Annotated in this window: 32 protein-coding genes; 6 read left to right on the top strand and 26 right to left on the bottom strand. The window is 64.1% G+C overall.

The window, feature by feature from the left end:
- Positions 1-2: 2 nt before the first annotated feature.
- From QX121_RS05660 to QX121_RS05595, 14 genes are all read right to left on the bottom strand, one after another.
- On the bottom strand, positions 3-263 hold the full coding sequence (locus tag QX121_RS05660; RefSeq protein WP_315811391.1) for a hypothetical protein: 261 nt from the start codon (positions 261-263) through the stop codon (positions 3-5).
- Positions 264-280: 17 nt separating this feature from the next.
- Positions 281-637, bottom strand: a complete 357-nt coding sequence (locus tag QX121_RS05655) for a DUF3024 domain-containing protein (RefSeq protein WP_315811390.1) — start codon at positions 635-637, stop codon at positions 281-283.
- A gap of 16 nt (positions 638-653) precedes the next feature.
- Entirely contained in the window at positions 654-893 is a 240-nt protein-coding gene (locus tag QX121_RS05650) for a nitrogen fixation protein NifZ (protein WP_315740970.1), read from the bottom strand.
- Positions 890-1,213 (bottom strand): nitrogen fixation protein NifZ, encoded by a 324-nt coding sequence (locus QX121_RS05645; RefSeq protein WP_315740969.1) that lies wholly within the window; start codon positions 1,211-1,213, stop codon positions 890-892. Before QX121_RS05645 ends, QX121_RS05650 begins: the two co-directional genes overlap by 4 nt.
- Positions 1,210-1,983, bottom strand: coding sequence for a 4Fe4S-binding leucine-rich repeat protein (locus tag QX121_RS05640; RefSeq protein ID WP_315740968.1), 774 nt, complete (start codon positions 1,981-1,983; stop codon positions 1,210-1,212). The genes QX121_RS05645 and QX121_RS05640 overlap by 4 nt, the downstream gene beginning before the upstream one ends.
- Positions 1,976-2,509 (bottom strand): hypothetical protein, encoded by a 534-nt coding sequence (locus QX121_RS05635; protein WP_315740967.1) that lies wholly within the window; start codon positions 2,507-2,509, stop codon positions 1,976-1,978. The genes QX121_RS05640 and QX121_RS05635 overlap by 8 nt, the downstream gene beginning before the upstream one ends.
- Positions 2,510-2,520: 11 nt before the next feature.
- A complete protein-coding gene (locus QX121_RS05630) occupies positions 2,521-2,850 on the bottom strand; it encodes an iron-sulfur cluster assembly accessory protein (protein WP_315740966.1) in 330 nt (109 codons plus the stop codon).
- An 11-nt stretch (positions 2,851-2,861) separates the two neighbouring features.
- Positions 2,862-3,086: a YfhL family 4Fe-4S dicluster ferredoxin gene (locus QX121_RS05625; RefSeq protein ID WP_006609676.1), complete on the bottom strand. Its 225-nt coding sequence runs from the start codon at positions 3,084-3,086 to the stop codon at positions 2,862-2,864.
- Positions 3,087-3,141: 55 nt separating this feature from the next.
- Positions 3,142-4,704, bottom strand: a complete 1,563-nt coding sequence (nifB, locus tag QX121_RS05620) for a nitrogenase cofactor biosynthesis protein NifB (RefSeq protein WP_315811389.1) — start codon at positions 4,702-4,704, stop codon at positions 3,142-3,144.
- Between the two features lie 264 nt (positions 4,705-4,968).
- Positions 4,969-5,835, bottom strand: a complete 867-nt coding sequence (locus tag QX121_RS05615) for an SIR2 family protein (RefSeq protein WP_315740964.1) — start codon at positions 5,833-5,835, stop codon at positions 4,969-4,971.
- The gene (nifT, locus tag QX121_RS05610) at positions 5,835-6,056 is read right to left on the bottom strand and encodes a putative nitrogen fixation protein NifT (RefSeq protein ID WP_315713133.1); all 222 of its coding nucleotides are present in this window, start codon (positions 6,054-6,056) and stop codon (positions 5,835-5,837) included. The genes QX121_RS05615 and nifT overlap by 1 nt, the downstream gene beginning before the upstream one ends.
- A complete protein-coding gene (gene nifS, locus QX121_RS05605; RefSeq protein WP_315811388.1) occupies positions 6,056-7,267 on the bottom strand; it encodes a cysteine desulfurase NifS in 1,212 nt (403 codons plus the stop codon). The genes nifT and nifS overlap by 1 nt, the downstream gene beginning before the upstream one ends.
- Positions 7,268-7,276: 9 nt before the next feature.
- Complete coding sequence (locus tag QX121_RS05600; RefSeq protein ID WP_315713137.1) at positions 7,277-7,567, bottom strand: NifU family protein; 291 nt, start codon at positions 7,565-7,567, stop codon at positions 7,277-7,279.
- A 38-nt stretch (positions 7,568-7,605) separates the two neighbouring features.
- The gene (locus tag QX121_RS05595) at positions 7,606-7,926 is read right to left on the bottom strand and encodes a HesB/IscA family protein (protein ID WP_257170758.1); all 321 of its coding nucleotides are present in this window, start codon (positions 7,924-7,926) and stop codon (positions 7,606-7,608) included.
- Between the two features lie 324 nt (positions 7,927-8,250).
- On the opposite strand from QX121_RS05595, the gene QX121_RS05590 reads away from it, so the two are divergent.
- Positions 8,251-8,859: a hypothetical protein gene (locus QX121_RS05590; protein ID WP_315811387.1), complete on the top strand. Its 609-nt coding sequence runs from the start codon at positions 8,251-8,253 to the stop codon at positions 8,857-8,859.
- A gap of 71 nt (positions 8,860-8,930) precedes the next feature.
- Here the strand turns inward: QX121_RS05590 and QX121_RS05585 are convergent, their stop codons facing one another.
- Positions 8,931-9,350 (bottom strand): Rieske (2Fe-2S) protein, encoded by a 420-nt coding sequence (locus QX121_RS05585; RefSeq protein WP_315756225.1) that lies wholly within the window; start codon positions 9,348-9,350, stop codon positions 8,931-8,933.
- Between the two features lie 197 nt (positions 9,351-9,547).
- On the opposite strand from QX121_RS05585, the gene QX121_RS05580 reads away from it, so the two are divergent.
- From QX121_RS05580 to QX121_RS05570, 3 genes are all read left to right on the top strand, one after another.
- Entirely contained in the window at positions 9,548-10,006 is a 459-nt protein-coding gene (locus tag QX121_RS05580) for a hypothetical protein (protein ID WP_315811386.1), read from the top strand.
- 66 nt (positions 10,007-10,072) lie between these two features.
- Positions 10,073-10,915 (top strand): sulfurtransferase, encoded by an 843-nt coding sequence (locus QX121_RS05575; protein ID WP_315811385.1) that lies wholly within the window; start codon positions 10,073-10,075, stop codon positions 10,913-10,915.
- A 30-nt stretch (positions 10,916-10,945) separates the two neighbouring features.
- Positions 10,946-11,263 (top strand): hypothetical protein, encoded by a 318-nt coding sequence (locus QX121_RS05570; RefSeq protein WP_315740957.1) that lies wholly within the window; start codon positions 10,946-10,948, stop codon positions 11,261-11,263.
- 268 nt (positions 11,264-11,531) lie between these two features.
- Here the strand turns inward: QX121_RS05570 and hspQ are convergent, their stop codons facing one another.
- The 10 genes from hspQ to nifH form a co-directional block, all read right to left on the bottom strand.
- Entirely contained in the window at positions 11,532-11,858 is a 327-nt protein-coding gene (gene hspQ, locus QX121_RS05565) for a heat shock protein HspQ (RefSeq protein ID WP_315811384.1), read from the bottom strand.
- A gap of 19 nt (positions 11,859-11,877) precedes the next feature.
- Positions 11,878-12,165 (bottom strand): ferredoxin III, nif-specific, encoded by a 288-nt coding sequence (fdxB, locus tag QX121_RS05560; RefSeq protein WP_015665404.1) that lies wholly within the window; start codon positions 12,163-12,165, stop codon positions 11,878-11,880.
- Positions 12,166-12,186: 21 nt separating this feature from the next.
- Complete coding sequence (locus QX121_RS05555; protein ID WP_315811383.1) at positions 12,187-12,387, bottom strand: CCE_0567 family metalloprotein; 201 nt, start codon at positions 12,385-12,387, stop codon at positions 12,187-12,189.
- A 17-nt stretch (positions 12,388-12,404) separates the two neighbouring features.
- Complete coding sequence (locus QX121_RS05550; RefSeq protein WP_315756229.1) at positions 12,405-12,875, bottom strand: NifX-associated nitrogen fixation protein; 471 nt, start codon at positions 12,873-12,875, stop codon at positions 12,405-12,407.
- A 10-nt stretch (positions 12,876-12,885) separates the two neighbouring features.
- Positions 12,886-13,281 carry a nitrogen fixation protein NifX gene (nifX, locus tag QX121_RS05545; RefSeq protein ID WP_315756230.1) on the bottom strand — a complete coding sequence of 132 codons (396 nt, stop codon included), beginning with the start codon at positions 13,279-13,281 and terminating at the stop codon, positions 12,886-12,888.
- 25 nt (positions 13,282-13,306) lie between these two features.
- Positions 13,307-14,704, bottom strand: a complete 1,398-nt coding sequence (nifN, locus tag QX121_RS05540) for a nitrogenase iron-molybdenum cofactor biosynthesis protein NifN (RefSeq protein ID WP_315811382.1) — start codon at positions 14,702-14,704, stop codon at positions 13,307-13,309.
- A 9-nt stretch (positions 14,705-14,713) separates the two neighbouring features.
- Positions 14,714-16,387 (bottom strand): nitrogenase iron-molybdenum cofactor biosynthesis protein NifE, encoded by a 1,674-nt coding sequence (gene nifE / locus QX121_RS05535; protein WP_315811381.1) that lies wholly within the window; start codon positions 16,385-16,387, stop codon positions 14,714-14,716.
- Between the two features lie 127 nt (positions 16,388-16,514).
- Positions 16,515-18,074 (bottom strand): nitrogenase molybdenum-iron protein subunit beta, encoded by a 1,560-nt coding sequence (gene nifK, locus QX121_RS05530; protein ID WP_315740951.1) that lies wholly within the window; start codon positions 18,072-18,074, stop codon positions 16,515-16,517.
- Positions 18,075-18,156: 82 nt separating this feature from the next.
- Positions 18,157-19,659, bottom strand: coding sequence for a nitrogenase molybdenum-iron protein alpha chain (nifD, locus tag QX121_RS05525; RefSeq protein ID WP_315740950.1), 1,503 nt, complete (start codon positions 19,657-19,659; stop codon positions 18,157-18,159).
- A gap of 74 nt (positions 19,660-19,733) precedes the next feature.
- Complete coding sequence (gene nifH / locus QX121_RS05520) at positions 19,734-20,621, bottom strand: nitrogenase iron protein (protein WP_315740949.1); 888 nt, start codon at positions 20,619-20,621, stop codon at positions 19,734-19,736.
- Positions 20,622-21,070: 449 nt separating this feature from the next.
- Between nifH and QX121_RS05515 the strand changes: the two genes are divergently transcribed.
- Positions 21,071-21,463 (top strand): response regulator, encoded by a 393-nt coding sequence (locus QX121_RS05515; protein ID WP_315811380.1) that lies wholly within the window; start codon positions 21,071-21,073, stop codon positions 21,461-21,463.
- A 46-nt stretch (positions 21,464-21,509) separates the two neighbouring features.
- Positions 21,510-21,971 carry a SufE family protein gene (locus QX121_RS05510; protein ID WP_315740947.1) on the top strand — a complete coding sequence of 154 codons (462 nt, stop codon included), beginning with the start codon at positions 21,510-21,512 and terminating at the stop codon, positions 21,969-21,971.
- A 264-nt stretch (positions 21,972-22,235) separates the two neighbouring features.
- On the opposite strand, the gene QX121_RS05505 is transcribed toward QX121_RS05510, so the two are convergent.
- Positions 22,236-23,477 (bottom strand): cysteine desulfurase, encoded by a 1,242-nt coding sequence (locus QX121_RS05505; RefSeq protein WP_315771564.1) that lies wholly within the window; start codon positions 23,475-23,477, stop codon positions 22,236-22,238.
- Position 23,478: the final 1 nt, after the last annotated feature.

The following is a 23,478-nucleotide window of genomic DNA, read 5'->3' as shown; positions in this document are numbered from 1 at the left end:
GATCAGCTCCGCTTGGCGAGGATCAGGCCGGTGGCCTTCGCCGGATCGTCGGTCACCCCAGCGCAATGTTCGCTGGCGTCGAGCAGATGCAGATCGAACGCCGGATAGCTGCGGAACGGCGCCTCGGTAACATCGGAGGCATCGCATCGCGTCAGCGCCAGCTTGGGAAACCGACGGCGCAATTCGCCGAACGCCGCGCTGCCGGCATCGGGTCCAGTGAGGACCTGCTCGATCTCATTCAGTTCCTGCTCGGCAAGCGCCATGCCACCCGTCCTCTTTGCTACTGCCAGAATATCCGTTCAGGGTCGGCGTTCAGCTCGTCGACCGCCGAGGTCAGCCGCCTGTGCACACTGTGCAGCTCCCATGTCTCGTGAGCGTGATCTCTCCAGAACAGCTTCCACATCGCATTCGCTGGATCGTGACGCAGCAGCGCGACGTCGATCACCCCGCCGTCCTTGTCGATGTTGCGCGAGCAGCACGGACTCTGGACGTGATAGCCCTCGTTCGCCGGCAACACCGTCGGCTCGACGTAGCGGTAGCGCTTGCGCGACTTCAGCGCGCGCGCGATCCGCTTGCGATCCAGCTCGTTGGGATGCGCAGGCAGGACGAGGCTGGGCTGGAGCGCGGTTGCGGCCATGGCTGATCATCGCCCCTCAAACCGGGACGATCTCCTCTTCGAGACAGCCTACGACGAGCTGCTCGCCGAACTCGACGAGATAGATCGGCATATTCGCTTCCGTATGGGTGCCGACCTGGACGATCTCGCCCAAGTCGCCAACGCCGACGAGCTTGGCCTCGGCCGGCGCATTCGGGAACGAACCGTCGTTGACGAGATCGATCAGCGCCTTCACGCGCTGACCCCATTGATATTTCGGCAGGCGCGGCTCGATCATGACTTGTATGCTCCCGGCAGCGGCAGCTCGTCCTCGGCCTCCCCGCGGGGAACGGTGGACTCGAGCTCCTTGCGTTTCATGCCGACGCGATTCCCGCTTTCGAGAAACTCGACGCCGTAGATGTAGAACTGCTGCAGGAAGGTCCCGATCGACACGACGTAGCCGATCTCGCCCTTCTTCGCGAGGACCTCGCCGATCTCCTTGCCTGCATAGGTGCCGTCGTTGCGGATCGTGCGCTTCGCCTTGACCTTCTCGCCAAACGTGAAATACGGCGGCGCCGACAACTCCACGACCTCGCTGTCACGAACGATGTTGCTCATGCCGGTTTCTCCATCGCAGCTCCGAAGCGGCTCGCGAGCCGGCCGCGCGCCATCTCCTGCACCAGCGGGTCCTCGTCGCGCACCAGCTCCGCGAGCTCACTGAGCGCGATCCGGCTCGCCACCTCGTGACGCACCCGCCAATCGGCGTCCTTGCGCATCGCGGTGAGGAGATCCGGCGCGAGGCGCTCGGCGATCTCGAGCCGCACCCGCGGATCTGGGTCGCTGATCATGCCAAGCAGCCAGTCGCTCGGGATGCGCCGCGCGACGACGCGGCGGACCTCGGCCTCCGGGTCCCCCATCATGCGGCCCAGCACGGACGGCACGATGCGGCGCGCCACGACGAGACGGACGTAATAGTCGTCGTCCATCATCATCGGCATCAGATCTTCCGGATCGAGCACCGTCGCGATCCGGATGCGGACCTCGCGATGCGGATCATGGCGCAGCCGCAGCACCAGCCGCTTCGGCAGCCGCCGCGCGGCATTCCAGCGCACCGTCTCCTCGGGATCATCGAGCAGCGGCGGCAGAAAGAACGGACTGGCATGCTTCGCCGCGATCGCACGCACCTCGAAGTGCGGATGCTTGACGTAGCCGTTGGCGAGCGCCGGATTCCAGTTGAAGAAGCGGTCGATGCGGCGGGCGTAGCGGTCGTGCACGCAGGCGTGCCGAAGGCGACAGCCACCCGATGCGTTGAGCTGCGCGTGTTCGCAGCCCGCACAACTGATCTCGTTGCCCTGCCAGTCGATGGCCTCGTCGATGTCGTCATTCATCGTCGAGCTCCACCCGGTCGACCACCTCGAGCAGGACGCGTGCGCCGATCTTGTCGCTGGGATCGAGCTCGAGCAGCTTTTGCACCGCGAGCCGTCCCTCGACGAGATTGCCGAGGCGCATCTGCAAATAGGCGTATCCCTTCAAGGTGAACATGAAGAAACGCGGCAGCATGTTGTCATAGCTGCCGAACTCGGCATGACCGGCGCGAACGTCGCGCCAATGCGGCGGCAAGCGGTTCTCAACGGCCGCCTTGGCGAGGCACCGCTTGGCGATGCGCAACGCGTCAGCGAGCCGTCCCTTGTAGAAATAGAACCGATAGAAGCCGATCAGGACCGCCGCATGCCCAGGCGCCAGCGCTTCCGCCTTTTTCAGATGCGTCTCCGCGACATCGTCGAGATGATAGCTCTGGCCCGCCTGCCACAGATGATACTCGGCCTCCTCCGGTAGGCCGCCGCCGAGCAGCGCGTCGGCAAGCAGCGCGTCCTCGATGGCGGTCTGAGAGCTGGGCCGGGCGTCGGTGGGCATGGCGAGCTGTCCTAGTGCTCCAGCGCCTTCAAGGCATGGGTCGAGCACGAGACCTGCTTCGGATCATGAAACACGAGGCCGGTCTGCGTCGCCGTATCCGCGAAGTCGATGGTGACGCCGTCGAGCAGCAAACGGCTCTCCGCCGGCAGGAACAGCCTGACGCCATCGCGTTCAACCACCGCATCGCCGGGCTGCGGCGTCGCGAGGACGGTGATATCGGCGGCAAGTCCCGAGCAACCGCCGGGCGACACCGCGAGACGGAAACCAGAGCCCGCAGTGCCGTCAGCCCGCAGCATCATGCGCATGAACTTCTGCGCGGCTGGCGTGAGCGTGAAGTTCATCTCGGTCTCCCTCAAGCCGGCGGCTGATAGCGCGGGAACGAATTGTCGATCACGCAGGTGTTGTCGACCGGGCAGACCGCCGCGCATTGCGGCTCGTCGAAATGGCCGATGCATTCCGTGCACTTCTTCGGATCGATCACGAAGGTGCCGTTCTTCTCCGAGATCGCCACGTTCGGACATTCGGGTTCACAGGCCGAGCAGCTCGTGCACTGCGAGGCAATGATCTTCAAGGTCATCAAAGGCTCCTGTCGAAGGGGCCCGGCGACGCGACGGCGCCGCCGGGGTCTGATGTCACGCTGCCGAGATCAGGGCGCCCTGGCGAATTTCGGCGTCACCGCGCACGACGTGCTGGATCTCGCCACTGTTCACCTTGTCGAGGTAGCTCTTGAACCAGGCGATCGCGGACTTCTCGATGAACTCATGGGCGAACTGATCGACCGGCTCGATGCCCGCGGCCTGCAGGTCGCTCTTCGGGCAGCCGCCGATCTTGGCCACGAACACCGCATGGCAGTCGTTGATGGCGCGGATGACGGTCTCCAGGCTGTCCTCGTCGCCATAGCCGCCCTGGCAGTACAGGTCGACGCGGCGGTGACCGACGAACTTGGCTCCGGCCGTGGAAAGCTCGTAGACTTGGAACTCCTTGGCGTGTCCGAAATGCTCGTTGATCAGGCCCGAGCCCTTGGTCGCAACCGCGATCAGCAGCTTGATGTCGCTGGACTGGCCGGCGAGCGAGGCGAGCTCCTCCTGCTTCGCCACGACCTTGGCGACACGCTCCTGCTCGACCGCCTCCTGATAGGCCTTGCGGCTGTCGATGTCGTAGTTCACATCCATCGCCATGATCTTGTCGGTGGTGAATTCGGCGGAGCGGTCCTCGCCGAGCAGGCCCACGGCGTCGGCGCGGCACTGGCGGCAATGCCGCATCATGTTCATCTCGCCTTCGCACTCGTCCTGCAGCGCCTTCAGCTCCTGCGCGGTCGGTCCGCGCTGGCCGGTCAGGCCGAACACGGTGCCGTGCTCCGGCGAGGAGATCAGCGGCATGATGTTGTGCAGGAAGGCGCCACGCGACTTCACCGCCTTGTTGACCTCGACGAGGTGCTTGTCGTTGACGCCGGGGATCATCACCGAGTTGACCTTGCAGAGGATGCCGCGCTCGGTCAGCATCTCCAGGCCCTGCAGCTGCCTGTCGGTGAGCAGCTTGGCGGCTTCGACGCCGGTGTAGCGCTTGTGCTTCCAGAACACCCAGGGATAGATCTTGGCGCCGACTTCAGGGTCGACCATGTTGATGGTGATCGTGACGTGGTCGACGTTGAAGCCGGCGATGGTGTCGACATGGTCGGGCAGTGCGAGGCCGTTGGTCGAGAGACAGAGCTTGATGTCGGGCGCAGTCCGGGCGATCAGCTCGAAGGTCTTGAACGTCTTCTCCGGATTGGCGAGCGGATCGCCCGGACCGGCAATGCCCAGCACGGTCATCTGCGGAATGGTCGAGGCGACAGCGAGCACTTTCTTGGCGGCCTGTTCCGGCGACAGCTTCTCGCTGACCACGCCCGGACGCGACTCGTTGGCGCAGTCATATTTTCGGTTGCAGTAGTTGCACTGGATGTTGCAGGCGGGCGCGACGGCGACATGCATGCGCGCGTAGTGATGATGCGCCTCCTCGCTGTAGCAGGGATGGTTCTTCACCTTCTCCCAGATCTCCGGCGGCAGGTCGTTCTCGCCGGCGCCCGAGCCGCAGCTCGCCTTGCCGCTGCCGCCCGAGGTGCCGCAGCCCTTGTGTTCCGCGATGGTCTGCATCACCGAGCTCAGCTTGTCGCCGTCCGGTATCGTCGCCTGTTCGTGCTGCACTGACGCGTCCATGTCCGCTCCTTACGTTGCTGGCGAGCCGCAAACCGCCTTGGGCTAGAGTTCAGCAACTCGCGTGCCACGCCGCGGACAAGATCATTTCGTCAGACTATCAACGCCTTAGCCAGATCCTCGCGCCTGTCGCCTTGCCAACATGCGAAAGGCTCTCGTTTCGGGCGTTGTTAGAAACGTTACAGACTCGAATTGGGACACAGGAACGAACGACAAAACAGCGCAGCTTGCGGCCGCGCTGTTCGATTTCCGGTGTCGTGGTTTCGCTCAGCCGCCGATGATGATCTCGGTCGCGCGGGCCAGCGGAATCGCGATCGGCGTCAGCCGCTCGGCGATGAAGAACTTCAACTCGTTCTTCGACAATGAGTCAGGCTCGACCAGGACGTAATGCTCGGCGCCGGAGCGCTTGATCACCTGACGGCCATAGGTGCGCAGCAGCTGGTCGTTGAAGCGGCAGCCGATGAACAGGAAGCTTCGGTCGGTGCGCCGGTCCTTGACCGTATCGGGTATCGGCGTCTGGATGTCGATGTCGGTCAGGACCTCGACATAGTCGGCGTCGGTGATCAGGAAGTTCTTGGCTGGCGTGGTCCCGCCATGCGGCTTGTAGAGCAGCGTGGTCCAGCTTCCGGCCTTCTCGCGATCGCTCTCGGCGCCCGCAGCGTCGTAGAAGCGATACCAGCGGTCCTCGCCGATTCCGGCCCGCGTGATGCCCTGCACCTCGCCCCAATCGCCGCGCCCGGCGAGCGCCGTCCGCATCGCGCCGTCATACCAGCTGTCGACGACCATCGGCAGCGGCAGCGACGCCAGATACTGCTGCAGCGGTGTCGGCGCGACGGGCGCGGCAAAGGCTTCAGCCATCAGCGCCGTCACCGTCGAGCGGTGGCGCGTGCTCTCGATGTGCTGCGCGGAAGCCCACGCATTGCCCTTGGCGCGGCGCGGCAGCGCCACCTTGGTGCCGAAGAACGCGGCCAGCGCTTCAGGATTCATCGGCACCGCCGCGCCGGATTGCTCCGAGACGCCGGGACCGAGATACGGAACGACCTTGCCGGCCTTCAGCCGGGCCACGACGTCCTTGAGCAGGGCTTCGGCATCAGCCTGTCTGACGATGTCGATATGAGGAAGCGGCGCATTCATCACTCGTCCCCTTCGCCACCGCGCTTGCGCGCATTGATCGTGATCGGCAGCCGCGTGTCGGCGGCCATCTGCGGCAGTTCGAGCACCCAGCCATTGGCGATGCGAATCCAGCCACCCCACAAGGACTCGTGCTCGGACTCGACGATGGGTTCCTCGAGGTCCTTCTTGGGGACGTAGATCGACAGGCCCGTTTCCGGCGAGCGGCGGATCATGACTTTCATTACGTGAGCTCCGTGGATCGAAGGGGGTCCGCCGATTGTGAAGGATGATGCTGCAGCCAGGCCGGCGAGGTCTCACGCAGCCTGGCGACGATGTCGGGCAGGACCTGCAGCACGCGCGTGATGTCGTCGCCGGTGGTGTCGCGCGATAGCGAGAAGCGGACGGCGCCGCGAAGCAGATCCGACGGCACGTTCATCGCGCGCAGCACATGCGACGGCTCCATCGAGCCGGACGCGCAGGCCGAGCCGAGCGAAGCCGCGATGCCCGCCTGATTCAGGCGCATCACGATCGGCTCACCTTCGAGATGCTGGAAGGCGATGTTCAACGTGTTGGGCAGTCGGTGCTCGATATCGCCCAGCACGGCGCAATGGCCGACGCCCTGGATGATGCCCTGCTCCAGCCGGTCGCGCAGCGCGCGCACCCGGCCCTGCTCGTCAGCGAGATGTTGTCCGGCGAGGTCGGCCGCCTTGCCGAGACCGATGATCGCAGGCACGTTCTCGGTGCCGCCGCGGCGGCGGCGCTCCTGCGGGCCGCCGCGCAGCAGCGGCGCGAACGGCGTGCCCTTTCTGACATACAGCGCACCGATACCCTTGGGGCCGTGCAGCTTGTGGCCCGACAACGACAGCATGTCGACGCCGGCAGCTTTCAAATCGATCGCGACCTTGCCGACAGCCTGAACGGCATCGGTATGAAACAGCGCACCGGCGTCATGTGCGAGCTTCGCCAGCTCCGGAATCGGGAACAGCGTGCCGGTCTCGTTGTTGGCCCACATCACCGAGGCGATCGCAGTGCGGGGCCCGAGCGCGCGCTTGTAGGCCTCGAGATCGAGGCAACCGGCCGCATCGACGCCGATCAGATGCACCGTGAGGCCGCGCTTATCCCTGAGATACTCGACCAGCGACAGGATTGCGGGATGCTCCACCGCCGTCGTGACGATCTCATCACGGCCATCCTGCGTCTCCAGCGCCGACAGGATGGCCGTGCTGTCGGATTCCGTGCCGCCCGAGGTGAAGACGATCTCGTGATCGAACGTGGCGCCGAGCAGCGCCTGCAGGCTCTTGCGCGCCTGGCGGACGGCGCCGGCGACCTCGCTGCCGAACGCATGCGAGGACGAGGCATTGCCGAACTGGTCCGAGAAGAACGGCAACATCGCCGCGACGACTGCGGGATCGGCTCGTGTCGTGGCGTTGTTGTCGAGATAGACCGGACGCAAGGCCGCTCCTTAATGCCGCGCCTTGGCTGCGCCGGCCACCGGAACGAGGCGAACGAACTCGCCGAGCTTTTCGATCATGCGCGCCTGGATGCCCTCGAGCGTCGCGCTGGCGAGCTTGCAGAAGATGCAAGCGCCGGCGAGCTTGACCATGATCTTGTTGCCATCAATCTCGACGAGCTCGCAATCGCCGCCGTCGCGCTTGAGGTTCGGACGGACCTCCTCGATCACGGCCCGGATGATCCGCTCGCGCTCGCTCATCTGCGACGGCGCTTCGACGATGCCCTGGGATTCGACCAGCATGGTTTCACTTCTCGCGTGTTGAATGATCGAGCGAAGAATCAAGCGAACGACTTGCCGCAGCCACAGCTTGACTTGGCATTCGGATTCTCGAAGGTGAAGCCGGAGCCTTCCAGCGCGATGACGAAATCGATCGTCGTGCCTTCGAGATATTCGAGGCTCTTGTGATCGACCAGCACGCGCACGCCCTCGCGCTCGATCACGGTGTCCTCCGGCTCGCTGCCGCTGACGAGGCCCATATTGTATTTGAGCCCGGCGCAGCCGCCGGCTTCGACCATGATCCTGAGGCCGTCGACCGGCTTGTCGGAGGTCGTGATCGCGTTGCGAACCGCATTGATGGCGCTGTCGGTCAGGTTGATCATCATCGTCTTGCCTTTCCCATTCGGCTGTTGCGAACAGGAATGGCAAGTCTCATGCCATGCAGCAATTAACTGAAACGACACGGCTTTTCGCAAAGTCGCTGTGGCGTTTCCGACGCATGTCGGGTTTCCGACACGGATGATTTGCGCCGGCCTCGGACGTGCCGAAAGGATGTCGCGGCGGAAACCCGACAATGCTCTGAGGTCGCGGGCGAAAGACCAAGTAAATCAAGACGCAGCACACATCGGCAGACAATTTGCATTCCAGCCTTTTTCGACCGCGCCGTGCGGCGAGACGGCTCACCAGGACATGCGAGGGGATTGCTGATGACGACATTGGAGAAGACGGTTGCGATCGAGACCACCGCGCTCGCGCAGCTCGACAAGGAAGGACGGCTGCTCAACGCCGTCCTCAAGGCGCCGACCACCAAGCCGGGACGGTTCGGCTTCCGCGGCGACATCGCGCTGAAATTCCAGACCCAGGTCGCCGACGAGAAGCGGCCGCCGGACTTCTCGATCGAGCAGGTGCTGACGATCGTCAACGACGGCGAGGCGACCATTCCGGTGCTGGTCGGCTACATCCACTCGCTGGCCTATCTCGAGACGGCGGTCGAGGTGCTCAAGAGCCAGCTGCAGCCGAACGGCAAGTACTTCATGTTCTGCAACAACATCGACCTCCTGGCGAAGTATCGCATCAAGATGGGCGACGTGACGTTCTATGTCCTGCCTTGCGACGAATCCACGGTGTGGAAGGAGATGCTGGACCTGCTGTCGATCGACAAGAATGATATCAAGAAGCTCGATACCGCAGGCAAGCTCGACTACGTGCTCGACACCGCCAAGGACTTCAGTGAGAATTACGATCTCGTGCCTTACGCGGATGCACTGGCCAGGATGGAGCCGGTCAAGAACCGCAACGAGAACCGGCCTGTCTGACATCGTCCTTTTCTTCATATGCAAGATGAAGTCCCGGCAGTTGCCGTCGGGACTTCGCCGGGATCGCAGCCTCAGCCTTCCTCGCATTGCAGGCCGGTCTCGTCCTCATCCTCTTCATCCTCGACCAAGGTCACGCCGGTCACGCAGATGTCGCCATCGAGGACGCTCAACGCCACCGGCGTCAGGCTCTCGCCCTTGCACGGGCCGTCGACGCAGAGCCCGGTGCCGATCTCGAACAGCGAGCCGTGCTTGCCGCACAGGATGCGCAGGCCGTTGCCGTCCAGGAACTGATTTCGCTCCCAGTCGAGATTGACCTTGTCGTGCGGGCACATGTTCAGATATCCGAACACCTGCTTGCCCCAGCGGATCACGAAGATCGGCCACGGACGTTGCGTTCCGTCCTCGGCTACGATCATAAGCTGAAAGCCCATGGCGCGGCGGCTCGGGATGTCGTTGAAGCTGCAGATGGCGTAAGCGACGTCGGTCGTCATGTCGGGCCTCATCGATGTCTGGCGCATCTCCGACACGGCCGCTTCAGCGCAGCGGGAGCGGCGGTCGGCTCGCCTGCGGAACGCGTTGCAAGATTCGCGCAACTCCGCCCGTCCGCCTGGCTTTCTTCGCTGCTGCGAGAGACTGGCACAGAACTTGAAAATTTCTCCTGCAAGTCCGGCTTTGTAAGGAGATCGACATGAACGTGGCACTGGAATTCGTCGAGAGCTCGCTCGACGACATCAAGACGGCATTGGACGGCGGCACGCTGACGGTCTACTCGGTGGCGCGTCCGATCACCGCGGACAAGCCGGTCGACCGCAGCGGCGTGCTCGCGACCTTCACGTTCGGCTCGCCCGCCTTCGGCCCCGCGGTGGATGGCCTCGAGCAGCCGAACTTCGTCGCGACGTCCGTGCCGGCGGCCACCGTCGGCACGCCCGGCTTTGCGCGCGCCCGCAAGGCGGACGGCACCACTGTCGCCGATTTCTCCGCCGGCCCAGGCGAGCGCGAGATCAAGTTCACCGAAGTGTCATGCTCGCCCGGCGCGCCGGTTACGGTCGCGACCTTCAAGATCATCGCCGAAGGCGGCTGGCCAGAGCGTCCGGAATACTACGACACGCATCCACGCCCGGGCTATCCGATGCCGAAGACGCTGTGACGGCGGACGCCGTCACGCCTTGGACCAGGTCCCTCCTGTTGGTTTAACGACATCGCGAGCGAATGCATGAGCACAGACTTCTCTGACGCCCTGGTCAGCTCCGAATGGCTGGCGCAACATCTCACCGATCCCGCCACCAAGATCCTCGACTGCACCTGGCATCATCCGAGCACCAATCTCGATGGCCGTACGCAATATCGCGGCCGGCATCTGCCGGGCTCGGTGCATTTCGACATCGACCAGGTCGCCGACAAGTCGAGCCCGCTGCCGCACATGCTGCCGTCAGCGGAGGATTTCGCCCACAAGGTCGGGCTGCTCGGCATCAGCAATACCGACCGCGTCATCGTCTATGACCGCCACTATGGCGGCTCCGCCGCGGGCCGCGTGTGGTGGATGTTCCGCGTGTTCGGGCACGACAACGTCGCCCTGCTCGACGGCGGCTTCGGCAAATGGACCAAGGAGAAGAGGCCGGCCGAGATGACGCCGGTGCGCCCGGTGCCGGCGAGTTTCAGCGCAAGCTTCAGGCCGGAGCTTGTGACCACCTCGGCCGCCGTGCAGAGTGGCGGCGCGCAGCTGGTCGACGCCCGTGGGCCCGGCAAGTTCGATGGCACCCAAGCGGACGTGTTCACGTTCAAGCGCCAGGGCCACATCCCCGGCGCGATCAATCTGCCCTGGGCCGATCTGGTCGACCCGGACACGGGCGTGCTCATGGCGCCCGACGCGCTCGCAGCCCGATTCGCGAGTGCCGGCGTCGATCTGGAGAAGCCGATCGTCACCACCTGCGCCTCGGGCATCACGTCATGCATGCTGGCGCTGGCGCTCTATCGGCTGGGACGTCCGGATGTTGCCGTCTACGACGGGTCCTGGGCGGAATGGAGCCAGCTCGACGACACGGCGGTGGCGGCGTGATGTGCACAGACGAATGACGGGAGCACGAGCATGGCAAGAACCCTGGTCAAGACCACGCAGGACGGCCGCAAGGTCGAGGTGATTGGGCTGGCAATCTGTCTCGAAGGCGAGCTCGAGGCGTTCGAGCTGGTCGAAGTCAAGCTGCATCCGAACCGACGCAAGATCTGGGAGGCCGCGCCCGACGCGACCCACATGGCCGGCCGCATCACTTTGACCAAGGACGAGGCCGCGACCGTCGAGGGTGCGTTCGCTGCGGCCCAGGCCGAAATCCTCGCCAACCCCGCCGCGATCAACGAGCGCTTCCGGATCGCCGCGATGTGGAAGGCGCGGGAACAGGGGATCGAGTAGGCATTGATTCGTAGGGTGGGCAAAGCCAGCAGGCGACGCGCAGCGGCGTCCGATGGCGTGCCCACCATCTTCGTCCCGCACGCCGAAAAATGGTGGGCACGGCGCATTGGCTGAATCGGCGTGGAAAAACCGCCCAGGCGCCTTTGCCCACCCTACCAATCCATCGCCGTCATCGCGAGCGCAGCGACGCGATCCAGGGCAGCGCGAAAACTCTGGATTGCTTCGTCGCCTGCGGCTCCTCGCAATGACGGCCCTGGCGGTGGATACGCTACTGAAAAAGCCGCCCGCGGTAGCGATAGCTACCCTCGTCATCGACGTCGAACAGCTCGCCGATATCGGGATGCTTGACCGGCTCACCCGAAGCATCGGCAACCAAGTTCTGCTCCGGCACATAGGCGATGTAGCTGCTGTCGCCGCATTCGGCGAGCAGGTAGTAGAACGGCTGCTCCTTGTCGAGCCTGGTGTCCATGGTGATGGCGCGCCAGCCCTCTTCTTCCGAGAATGACAGGTCGACGTCGAACACGACACCGCGCAGGTCGTAGACGCGGTGCCGTATCACCTGGCCGATCGTGAACTTTGCCTCCATCCGCTCCATGACAGCACGCTCGCTGATCTCACGCCGCCGGCGAATGGGTCTGGCAGTTGGTCGGGCAGACCCGGGCGCAGGCGCCGCAGCCGATGCAGGCGCCGGTGTCGTGCATGACCATGATCTTCTTCTCGACCTCGTCATCCTCGTCGTCATCGAGCTCGACGAACTCGCCCTCGTCGTTGATGCCCTTCAAGGTCATGACCTCGCGACCGCAGACCTTGTAGCAGCGGCCGCAGCCGATACACTTTCCGGCGTCGATGGCGACCAGATAGTCCGGCCGCCAGTCGCGGCCGTCACGGGTTGAATTGGACATGATGACGGGTCCTATGTAAGCCTACGCGGTCTCGAGCTTCTTCAGCTCGGTCCGCTTCTTCTCCAACTCGGCAAAGGCTTCATGCGCCTTCTGCGCCGTCGGCAGGATCTGGTCCCAGTTGATGGGCAGCTCCTCCGACAAGTCGTGCAGGTTCATCTTGGCATCCATGGCACGTGCCGACAGCTTCTTGATCTCGGCCTTCAGGGTGTCCAGGTCGCTCATTGTCTCCATCCTCGCCGTTAGTAGTTTGCGACGTCCTTGAACTTCTCGATCATCTCAACGCCGGCGTTGACGAACTTGTCGCCCTCGTCGGCCAGCTTGCCGAGATTGTCGAAGCCGAAGCGGTGCACGTCGCGCAGCTGCTTGTTGACCACGATCAGCCGGCCGCCGATCAGCACCATGCGGCCAAAGCCCTCGTGGCTCATCTTCAGCATCGGCGAGATCATCACGCCGGTGGCCTTCTCGATCGACAGCGCGATCGCGTTGAAGAACAGTTCGAGCCGCCAGATCGTCTCCGGATCGGGATCGCCGATGATCGGCAGCGCCCGCCGCTTCTCCTTGTCCAGGATGTAGGGCTCGAGCAGGTCGATGTCCTTCTTGCCCTCCCAGGCGCCGTGGGTGTCCTGGGCGCGCCAGACCTTGATGAGTTCCTTGACGAAGGGTCGCTGCTCGGCGGGTACCGTTTCGACTGCTACCGCGGTATCGGACATGTTAGTTTCCTCATTCCTCGAAATCGAGAACGCGTTCCTGGCCCTTGGCGAGCGCCTTGCGCAGCCAGGGCGGCGGCGTGCCGGCCAGAACGGCCTGCAGCTTGCCCAGGAGATCGCTGATCTCCTCGGGCTGATTGACCTTCATCGGATGGATGTTGTTGGCGACGACACGCGCGGCGCCGGAGCCGCCGATCGCGGCGACATAGAGGATCGCGCAATCCTTGATTGCCTCGATCTTCGGCGCCAGCTTGTCCTCGTTGCCGTCCTCCTTGAGATCGCCGTCGAACTCGACGGTCTCGACGAAGCGATGCCCCGCAGTGTCGACATCGTAGATCGCGATGTTCTTGGCCCAGCCGAAATGGGCGTCGACGCGTTTCAGATCCTGGGTAGCGAATGCGACTTTCATGTCGTCGGTCCTTTCTCCTGAAACGTCAATGCAGTGGCGCCACGACGGCGGAGTCGATCGATGCCTGCTGGACGTCCTTCCACGGATCGAGCCAAGTGTCAGGCGTCGGCTGATGGTTGTCCTCGCGATCGGCGATGATGAGATTGGCCAGCGCGAAGACGAGGTCGCGGGTACCGCGATAGCCGACCGTCAGCAAATGCCCTGCCCCGAGCCGGTCGAACATCGGGAAGCCGATCCGATAGAACGGGATTTTGAGACGCGCCGCAGCCTGGCGGCCATGCGAATGCGTCATCATGAGACCGCAGTCGCGCGCCTTGGCGAGCGTCTCCAGGTCCTCGAGATCGCCGATCAGCACCTCCTCGCACGGCATGCGTTCGAGCACCGGCGACTGGGTCGTGGTGACGGCCACGGCAATTTGCGCACCCATGTCATGCAGCATGCTGGCGACATCGAACAGCAGATCCGGCTCGGCGCCAACAGCAAGCTTGCGGCCGCCGATGTGGAAATGGGCATCCAGCATGGCATCCGCGAGCTGGCCGCGCTGCCGGCGATATTTTGCCGGCACCGGACGCCCCGAGATATCGCTCAGGAACGTCATGAACTCGTCGTTCGGCAACAGCCCGCAGAGCCGCTCGAACAGCCGGTACGGCACGCCGGTCCTGGCCTGCATCGCCTCCGCCGCGCGCTTCATCTGCGCGCCGATCGCAATCGTCCAGGCCGCGCTGCCCATGGTCGCGATCTCTTCGAGCCCGATGCCGCCGATCGTGGTCGGCGTGAACTCGTCGGGAATGTGACCGTCGAGCGAGCCACCGATATCCGGCAGGAACGACGGCTCCAGGCCGAAATCCTCGAAGATCGTCCTGAGCTCCTCGATGTCGCCCGGCGTCAAATGGCAGCCCGGCAGCACGTTGACGCGGGCCGGATCGCGCCGCGTCGAGGTCGGCTTGTCGACCAGCACCTCGACCATCTTGGCGACTGTCTTGTCCCAGCCATCCTGGAACGCATCCTTGAAATCGGGCGTCGAGACATAGACCAGCGGGTAGGTCGCGAGCTCCGGATGCTTCTCGCGGATCAGCCTGATGTAGCCGTCGACGTCGTCCCCCTTGGTCTCGGTCACCCCGGTCGAGCAGATGCCGATGATCTCCGGCTTCTGCCTCTTATGGATGTTGAGGATCGCCTGCTCCACGTTCTCATAGCCGCCGAGCACGGTGGCGACCTCGCTCATCGCCGTCGTCTGCATCGGCACCGCTTCCTTGAAGTGGCGCACGAACAGCGTCAGCCCGAACGAGGTGCAGCCCTGCGAGCCGTGCAGCAGCGGCATCGCCCCGCGCAGGCCGAGGAAGGCGAACGCGCCGCCGATCGGCTGGCTCATCTTGAGCGGGTTGACCGCGCACGCCTTCTTCCCAATGGTGACCTTGGCCATGAGCGTCGCCTACTCCGCCGCCTGCAGCAGCTCGGCCGGCGCCTTCTGCGCCGCCAGGATGTCCTCGACCCGGCCGGCGCATGCCCCGCAACCGCCGGAGGCGTTGGTGTGAGTGCGGACGCCGGCGACGTCGGTCAGGCAATGCGCTTTGATCGCATCCTCGATGGTGCCGAGATCGACCGACTTGCAGTGGCAGATCTTCTTGGCGCGGCGCGCGGCTTCCGCAGCGACCGGATCGGCGGCAAGTGCCGCTGCTTCCGCATTCGCCTGCGCTATCGCCCTGGTCTGCCAGTTGTTGTCCGCGGTCTCCCAGGGCGCGCGCTTGCGCAGTTGCGCCCACATCGGGTTATAGATCGCCTTGTCGATCTCCGCGACCAGCTTCACCATGCCGATATAGCCCATGAAGGCGTGGGCGCGCTCCTGATTGATGTCGAGCCAGGGCATCGCCGCCTTCAGCGCCACGAACTGCGACTTACCGCCGGACAGCATGATGTCGGCCTTGGCGTCCTTGAGCATCTTGTACATCTCGCGCGGCGCCATATCGTCGATCATGTGCGCGTCCTGGCCCATCAGCTCCTTGATGCGCTCCTTGTCCTCCTTGGTGGACTTCTTGACGGAGGTGCCGACCAGCTCCATGCCGGCCTCCTGCAGCGCCGCGACCACCGACCACGACTTCACGCCGCCGGTAATCAAGAGCACCTTCTTGCCCGTCAGCCGCTGCTTGAACGGCTCGATCGCGGCCCACGCCTTGGCCTCCTCACGGGCGATGACGGCCTCGGTGCGATCCAGCAGATCGGCCGGCGCGCCGCGCTCGACCAGCAGGCGCGCGATCTCGCGCAGCGAGTCCGAGGAGTCCTGGATGCCGTAGAACGAGCCCTCGAAGAACGGAATGCCGTAACGCTCCTCCATCTTGCGGGCGACGTTGATCATCGCCTTGGAGCACACCATCATCGCCGCACGGGCGCGGTGCGACGACGCCACATCCTTGTAGCGACCGTCGCCGGAGATGCAGGCGGAGATGCGAATGCCGAGCTCGCCGAACAGCGGCTTCACCTGCCACAGCTCGCCGGACAGATTGTATTCGCCGATGATGTTGAGGTCGTAGGGCGTGGTGACCTCAGGCTCGACGGTGCCGATGACGTGATCGAGCAGCGCCTCGCCGGCGAGCTTGTTGCCGAGATTCTTCGGGCCGACGAAGCCGGGCGAATTGACGGGAATGCAGGGCTTGCCGAACTTCGCCGAGGCCGCCTTGCAGACCGCGTTGATGTCATCGCCGGTCATGGCCGGCACGCAGGTCTGGTAGACGAAGACCGCCGGCGGATCGTATTTCTCGATGATTTCCTTGATCGCCTTGTACAGCCGCTTCTCGCCGCCGAACACGACGTCGGTCTCGTTGATGTCGGTGGTGAAACCAGTGCGCCAGATCTGCGAGCCCGACGAGGCTGCACCGCGGTTGTCCCAGGAATTTCCTTCGCAGGCGATCGGTCCGTGCACCAGATGCGCGACGTCGGTCAGCGGCTGCAATGCGACCTTGGCGCCGTCGAAGGCGCAACCACCGGCCGCGCCGCCCGGCTGCAGCTGCTTGGTGCAGCCCTTCTTGCGCTCGGCCTCGGACTTGTTGGCGTTCTTGCCGCAACCCGGCTCGTTGAAGACGTTCTGGATCGTGGCCGAAAGCGAGCTCATTGGCTTCTCCTGTTGACGACCGATTGCGCGTCTTTCGAAAGACAAGGCTCAGGCACGACATGCCTCCCCTTGAGCCCTGCTCCCAACATCGAAACGCGGCGGCCCCGGAAGGCCGCCGCGCCGTCACTCAGCGGATGATATCGAAGCTGTAGTCCGACTTGGCCGGCACGTTGGTGTTGCGGTCGATCTCGTCGAAGATCTTGTCGAGGATCGTGACCAGCACGTTCAGGCCGCCTTGATAACCCCACACCGGATAGCGGTGCTTGTGGTGGCGATCGAAGATCGGGAAGCCGATGCGGATCAGCGGGGTGCCGGTGTCGCGCTCCAGATACTTGCCGTAGGTGTTGCCGATCAGGAAATCGACCGGCTCGGTGAACAGCAGCGAGCGCATGTGCCACAGATCCTTGCCGGGATACACGTGGCAGTTCTTGCCGAACGGCGAGCTATCGAACACGGCCTGCACCTTCTCGGCCCACTCCTTGTTGCCGTTGGTGGCGAGCACATGGGTCGGCTCGGCGCCGAGCTCGAGCAGGAACGCGGCGAGGCCGAGGCAGAGATCCGGGTCGCCGTAGATCGCGAACTTCTTGCCATGGATGTGCGCGCTGGAGTCGGCGATCGCATCGACCAGGCGGCCGCGCTCGAGGGCGATCGATTCCGGGATCTCCTTGCCGGTGATGCGCGACAGCGCCATCACGAAGGCATCGGTGCCGGTGACGCCGACCGGATGGTGGAACGAGACCACTTCCTGACCGTGGTTCTTGATCAGCGGCAGGGTCTTCTCGGTGCAATAGTGCTGCATCGAGATGGTCGCCTTGGCGTGGACGGCGTTGGCCGCGTCCTCCAAGGTCGTGCCGCCATCATACATGCGGAACTCGCCGTCGGTCGGGGTGTCGAACACGTTCGAGTTGTCGCCGAGGATCGTGTATTCGATCCCCATTTCCTCGAAGATGTGCTTGACCTCGCGGATGTTGCCCACGGTGTAGCCGTCGAAGCCGCCGATGAAGTTGATCTTCTCGTTCGGAACGCGCTCGAGCTTCGGCGCGGTGCCGGCTTTGCCGTCCCAAAAGTGCTCCAGGATTCCTTTCATCGCGTTGTCGTAGCCGGTGACGTGGCTGCCGACGAAGGCGGGCGTGTGGGCGAAGGGCACGTCGAACTCGGCCGGAACCGAGCCTTTTTCCTTCGAGGTCTTGATGAAGGCGTTGAGGTCGTCACCAATGACTTCCGCCATGCAGGTGGTGGAGACCGCGATCATCGACGGCTTGTACATGTTGTAGGCGTTGGCGAGGCCGTCGATCATGTTGTTGAGGCCGCCGAACACCGCTGCGTCCTCGGTCATCGACGACGACACGCAGGAGCTTGGCTCCTTGAAGTGGCGCGACAGATGGCTGCGGTAGTAGGCCACGCAGCCCTGCGAGCCGTGCACGAACGGCAGCGTCTTCTCGAAGCCGACGGCGACGAACACGGCGCCGAGCGGCTGGCAGGCCTTGGCCGGATTGACCGTCAGCGCCTCACGGGCAAAATTCTTCTCGCGATATTCGGGCGTCTTGGCCCATTCGCGGATGCGCTCGACCTCGGCGGGATCGCGCGGATTCTCGAACATCTTCTTCTTGTTCGCCAGCATCTGCTGGTATTCGGGACCACGGAAAAGCTCGAAGTGATCGAGCACATGTTCGGCACTCTGCGTCATGGGATAACCCTCTCTATTTTCCTGTGTCGATCAGGGAGCGCTGGCTCTCCGCCGAAGGAGAGCCAGGCCGTGGGTGGTGGTGTTACTCGGCAGCCTGGAGCAACGGCTTGGGCACCTGCTTCCAGGGCGCCTTTGCCATCTTCCAGACCGGCGAGTTGATGGCCATGTCCATGTCGCGGGCAAAGATCGCGAACCCGTCATAGCCATGGTAGGGACCCGAGTAGTCCCAGGAGTGCATCTGGCGGAACGGCACGCCCATCTTCTGGAACACGTACTTTTCCTTGATGCCCGAGCCGACCAGGTCCGGCTGGACCTTCTCGACGAACTTCTCGAACTCGTAGCCGGTCACGTCGTCATAGATCAGCGTGCCATCCTTGACGTAGTGCTGGGCGGTGCGCTGATAGTCGTCGTTGTGGCCGAACTCGTAGCCGGTGCCGACGACCTCCATGCCGAGGTCTTCATAGGCGCCGATCACGTGGCGCGGACGCAGACCGCCGACGAACAGCATCACAGTCTTGCCTTCGAGGCGCGGCCGGTACTTGGCGATCACGGCGTCCATCAGGGGCTGGTACTTCGCGATGACGCGCTCGGCACCTTCCTTGATCTTGTCGTCGAAATAGCTGGCGATCTTGCGCAGCGATTCGGCAATCTTGCTCGGCCCGAAGAAATTGTACTCGCACCACGGAATGTTGTACTTCTCTTCCATGTGGCGCGAGATGTAGTTCATCGAGCGGTAGCAGTGCAGCACGTTCAGCTTCGCCTTCGGCGTTGCCTCGAGCTCGGCCAGCGAGCCGTCGCCCGACCACTGGGCAATCACGCGCAGGCCCATCTCCTCGAGCAGGATGCGCGACGACCAGGCGTCGCCACCGATGTTGTAGTCGCCGATGATCGCGACGTCATAGTCCGACGGCTCGAAGCGCGGCGCAGCGTCGGCCGGGATCTTGTCGAACACCCAGTCCCGGATCGCGTCGTTGGCGATGTGGTGGCCGAGCGACTGCGACACGCCGCGGAAGCCTTCGCAGCGGACGGGAACGATGGTCTTGCCGTCATACTCCTTCGACTTGACCTTGGAGACCGCCTCGATGTCGTCGCCGATCAGGCCGATCGGGCATTCCGACTGCACGGTGATGCCGTTGTTCAGCGGAAACAGCTCCTGGATCTCGTCCATGATCTTGGCGAGCTTCTTGTCGCCGCCGAACACGATGTCCTTCTCCTGGAAGTCGGAGGTGAACTGCATCGTCACGAAGGTGTCGATGCCGGTCGTGCCGATGTAGTAGTTGCGGCGCGCCGCCCAGGAGTACTGGCCGCAGCCGACCGGGCCGTGGCTGATGTGAATCATGTCCTTGATCGGGCCCCACACCACGCCCTTGGAGCCGGCGTAGGCGCAGCCGCGAATGGTCATGACGCCGGGGATCGACTTGATGTTCGACTTGACGCCGCAGTCGGACTTGCCGTTCTCGTGCACGTTGAGGTGCTTGGCGCGACGCTTGGCAGTCTTCTCCGGATAGACCTTCAAGACCTCGGCGATCAGTTCCTTGTTGCGTGCCTTGATCTCGGCCACGCTTTGTTTCTCGATGACGCTCATCTGGCTTTTCCTCGATGATCGGTTGCGGGGGTCATCCGGCCCTTAGAGATCATGGGCCGGATGACCGGTGGCGGTTACGCCGTGGCGGCGAGCTCGGAGGCGGTCTTGCCGATCTGGCTCTCGTCGACCGCCTTCATGATGCCGTGCTCCATCAGCATGTCCTCGAGCTCGTCCATCGTGATCGGGGTCGGGATGATGCCCTTGCCGCCGTTGGCGTGGATCTTCTGCGCCAGCGAGCGGTAGTGGCCGGCCTGGACCGAGTCCGGCGCATATTCCAGAACCGTCATGCGGCGCAGCTCGGCGTGCTGCACGATGTTGTCGCGCGGCACGAAGTAGATCAGCTGGGTGCCGAGCTTCTTCGCCAGCGCCTCCGCCAGCTCCAGCTCCTTGTCGGTCTGGCGCTCGTTGCAGACCAGGCCGCCCAGGCGCACGCCGCCGGAGTTGGCATATTTCAGAATGCCCTTGGAGATGTTGTTGGCGGCATACATCGCCATCATCTCGCCGGACATCACGATGTAGATCTCCTGCGCCTTGTTCTCGCGGATCGGCATCGCGAAGCCGCCGCAGACCACGTCGCCGAGCACGTCGTAGGACACGTAGTCGATGTCCTCATAGGCGCCGTTCTCTTCCAGGAAGTTGATCGATGTGATGACGCCGCGGCCGGCGCAACCGACGCCCGGCTCCGGACCACCGGACTCGACGCAACGGATGTCGCGATAGCCGACCTTCATGACCTCCTCGATCTCGAGGTCCTCGACGCTGCCCGCGGCAGCGGCCAGGCTGAGGATGGTGTCCTGCGCCTTGGCGTGCAGGATCAGGCGGGTCGAATCCGCCTTCGGATCGCAGCCCACGATCAGGATCCGGTGTCCCATCTCGGCGAGTGCCGCGAGGGTGTTTTGTGACGTCGTCGACTTGCCGATGCCGCCTTTGCCGTAGAATGCGATTTGTCGCAGCGCTGCCATGATGCTCTCCATCAACCGATTGCCAATGTCTCGCATGCACCTTGCATCGCGAGACCGCGTCCTCTCTCCAGAACCGGCAGACGGGTTATTGGGAAGGAGAGCATCGCTCGTCCGAAGCGTCGGCGTGCACTCAGCCCTCAACCTTTGCCTGAGTCCAGTTTTGCAACGGCTGTGCCAGAGCTTTGGAATCGTTAAAAAGGCCATGTTTTGAAAGAGATGCGGCCAAGCTCGGCGCTAGGATGTACTTGTTGCAAATCCGACATCGGGGGTTTTCACCCGACGCTGCCGCGCCGTGCTGTCCGAAACGACACATGCCGCCGCGGCTCCGAGCGGCGCTTCCGTAGAGAACACCGGGGAGCGCTCGCGTGAGGCCGGCCAGGAGCGGCGGTACGGAGTTTGCTTGATGTAGATCAAACCCGCTTTCGAACGGGCCAGCAGGAGTACTATTGATGGCAATCAAGACGCGCGTCTTTGTCATTGAAGCCGATCAGGTGATCCGCTCGGCGCTCGGCTACATTCTCAGTGAGCGTCACGAGACCTTCACCTTCGCGGAGACCGCCGACGCATTGACCAAGGCCGCACGGACCACGCCCGACGCCGTCCTCATCGGGATGAGCATCCTGGAGGACGACGGCGCCGAGACCGTCGGCATGCTCGCCAGGACGATGCATCAGGCCGGCATCATCGTGGTCGCAGGATCGACCAAGTCGCCGCTCGCGCTGGCCGGCCTGCGGCAGGGCGCGGAAGCCATCATCGCCAAGCCGATCACCTTCGACGGCGTCACGCACGCGGTCGATTCCGTGCTGGCGCGGCGCGGTAGCGAGCCGGGCCTGACGGCATAGCTGGCCCTGGTATCCACGGAGATCAGCCGATGACGAGGAGGGGATGATGTTGAAGATGACCCAGACCGCGACGCCGGGGGCACCGGACATCGAGGACATCGTCGAGAATTTCGCGCTGCTCGACGACTGGGACGACCGCTACCGTTACGTGATCGAGTTGGGCCGCGGCCTGCCGCCGCTACCCGATACCGACCGCAATGATGGCAACAAGGTGCAGGGCTGCACCAGCCAGGTCTGGCTTGCCACCACGGTGCGGCACGACGCCGCAGTGCCGGCGCTCGACTTCATCGGCGACAGCGACGCCCACATCGTCCGCGGCCTGGTCGCGATCCTGCTCGCGATGGTGTCCGGCCGCACCGCATCCGAGATCCTGGCCGCCGATCCGATCGCGCTGTTCGAGAAACTCGGCCTGCGCGAGCATTTGACCCCGCAGCGCTCCAACGGCTTCCGCTCGATGGTGAGCCGCATCAGAGCCGACGCCCAGGCGGCGCTCGCGGCGGCAGCGTAGGTTTGGTTGTTTGATTGCTGCTTTGATTGATCGCGCGTATCGCGGCGAACTCGGTGCACCCTCTCCCCTTGTGGGAGAGGGGGGAGGCCGAAGGCAGCCGGGTAAGGGGTCTCTCGGCGCACTCAGAAGGTCATGGCTCGCGGAGACGACCCCTCACCCGAGCGATTCCAGGGCTGGTAGCGGTGCTGCCCTCTCCCACAAGGGGAGAGGGCGCATCAACGAGCAGCGCTTCTTCGCGATCACTGCGGGTAGGAAAAGGCGCCTCTACGAAAAGAATTCCTGCGCCTTCTTCAGCGCCCGCACCAGCACGTCGACCTCTTCCCGCGTGTTGTACATCGCGAACGACGCCCGGCACGTCGCGGTGACGCCGAAGCGCTCCAGCAGCGGCATGGCACAATGGGTGCCGGCGCGGACCGCGACGCCGGAGCGGTCGATGACGGTGGCGAAGTCGTGCGCATGCGCGCCCTGCATCTCGAACGAGACGATCGCCCCCTTGTCGGCGGCATTGCCGATGATGCGCAGCGAGTTGATCTCGCGCAGCTGCTCGGTGGCGTAGGCGACGAGATCATGCTCATGCGCGGCGATGCGCTGCTTGCCGATGGAGGCGACGTAGTCGATCGCAGCCCCCAGCCCGGCGGCTTCCACGATCGGCGGCGTGCCGGCCTCGAAGCGGTGCGGCGGATCGCCATAGGTCACCCAGTCGCGCGAAACCTCGCGGATCATCTCGCCGCCGCCGTTGAACGGCGGCATCGACGCCAGGAGCTCGCGCTTGCCATAGAGCGCGCCGATGCCGGTCGGGCCGTAGATCTTGTGGCCGGTGATGCAATAGAAATCCGCATCGAGATCGCGGACGTCGACCTCCATGTGCACGGCGGCCTGCGAGCCGTCGATCAGCACCGGGATGCCGCGCGCATGCGCGATGCGGATGACCTCCTTGACCGGCACGACCGTGCCGAGCACGTTCGACATCTGCGTCATCGCCACCATCTTGGTGCGCGGCGTCAGCAGCTTTTCGAATTCGTCGAGCAGGAAATTTCCGTCGTCGTCGACAGGAGCCCATTTGAGCACCGCGCCCTGGCGCTCCCGGAGGAAATGCCAGGGGATGATGTTGGCGTGGTGCTCCATGATCGAGAGCACGATCTCATCGCCCGGCCCGATCCGCTCGCGGCCGAAGGTCTGCGCGACCAGGTTCACGGCTTCCGTGGCGCCGCGCGTGAAGATGATCTGCTCAGGGCTTTCGGCATTCAGGAACGACGCCACCTTGGCGCGGGCGCCCTCATAGGCCTCGGTGGCGGCGTTGGCGAGATAATGCAGCCCCCGATGCACGTTGGCGTATTCGGACGTATAGACCTGGTTCATCCGGTCCAGTACGGCCTGCGGCTTCTGCGCCGACGCCGCGTTGTCGAGATAGACCAGCGGCTTGCCGTGCACCTGCATGCCGAGGATCGGAAAGTCCGCACGGATGCGGCCAACGTCGTAGCCGCTTCCGTTCACCGCTGCATGCATC

The sequence above is a fragment of the Bradyrhizobium sp. SZCCHNR2028 genome (genome assembly GCF_032380995.1).
In the GTDB taxonomy this organism is placed as follows: domain Bacteria; phylum Pseudomonadota; class Alphaproteobacteria; order Rhizobiales; family Xanthobacteraceae; genus Bradyrhizobium.
Note: the sequence above shows the minus strand (reverse complement) of the source record. Positions and strands in the feature narration are given on the sequence as shown.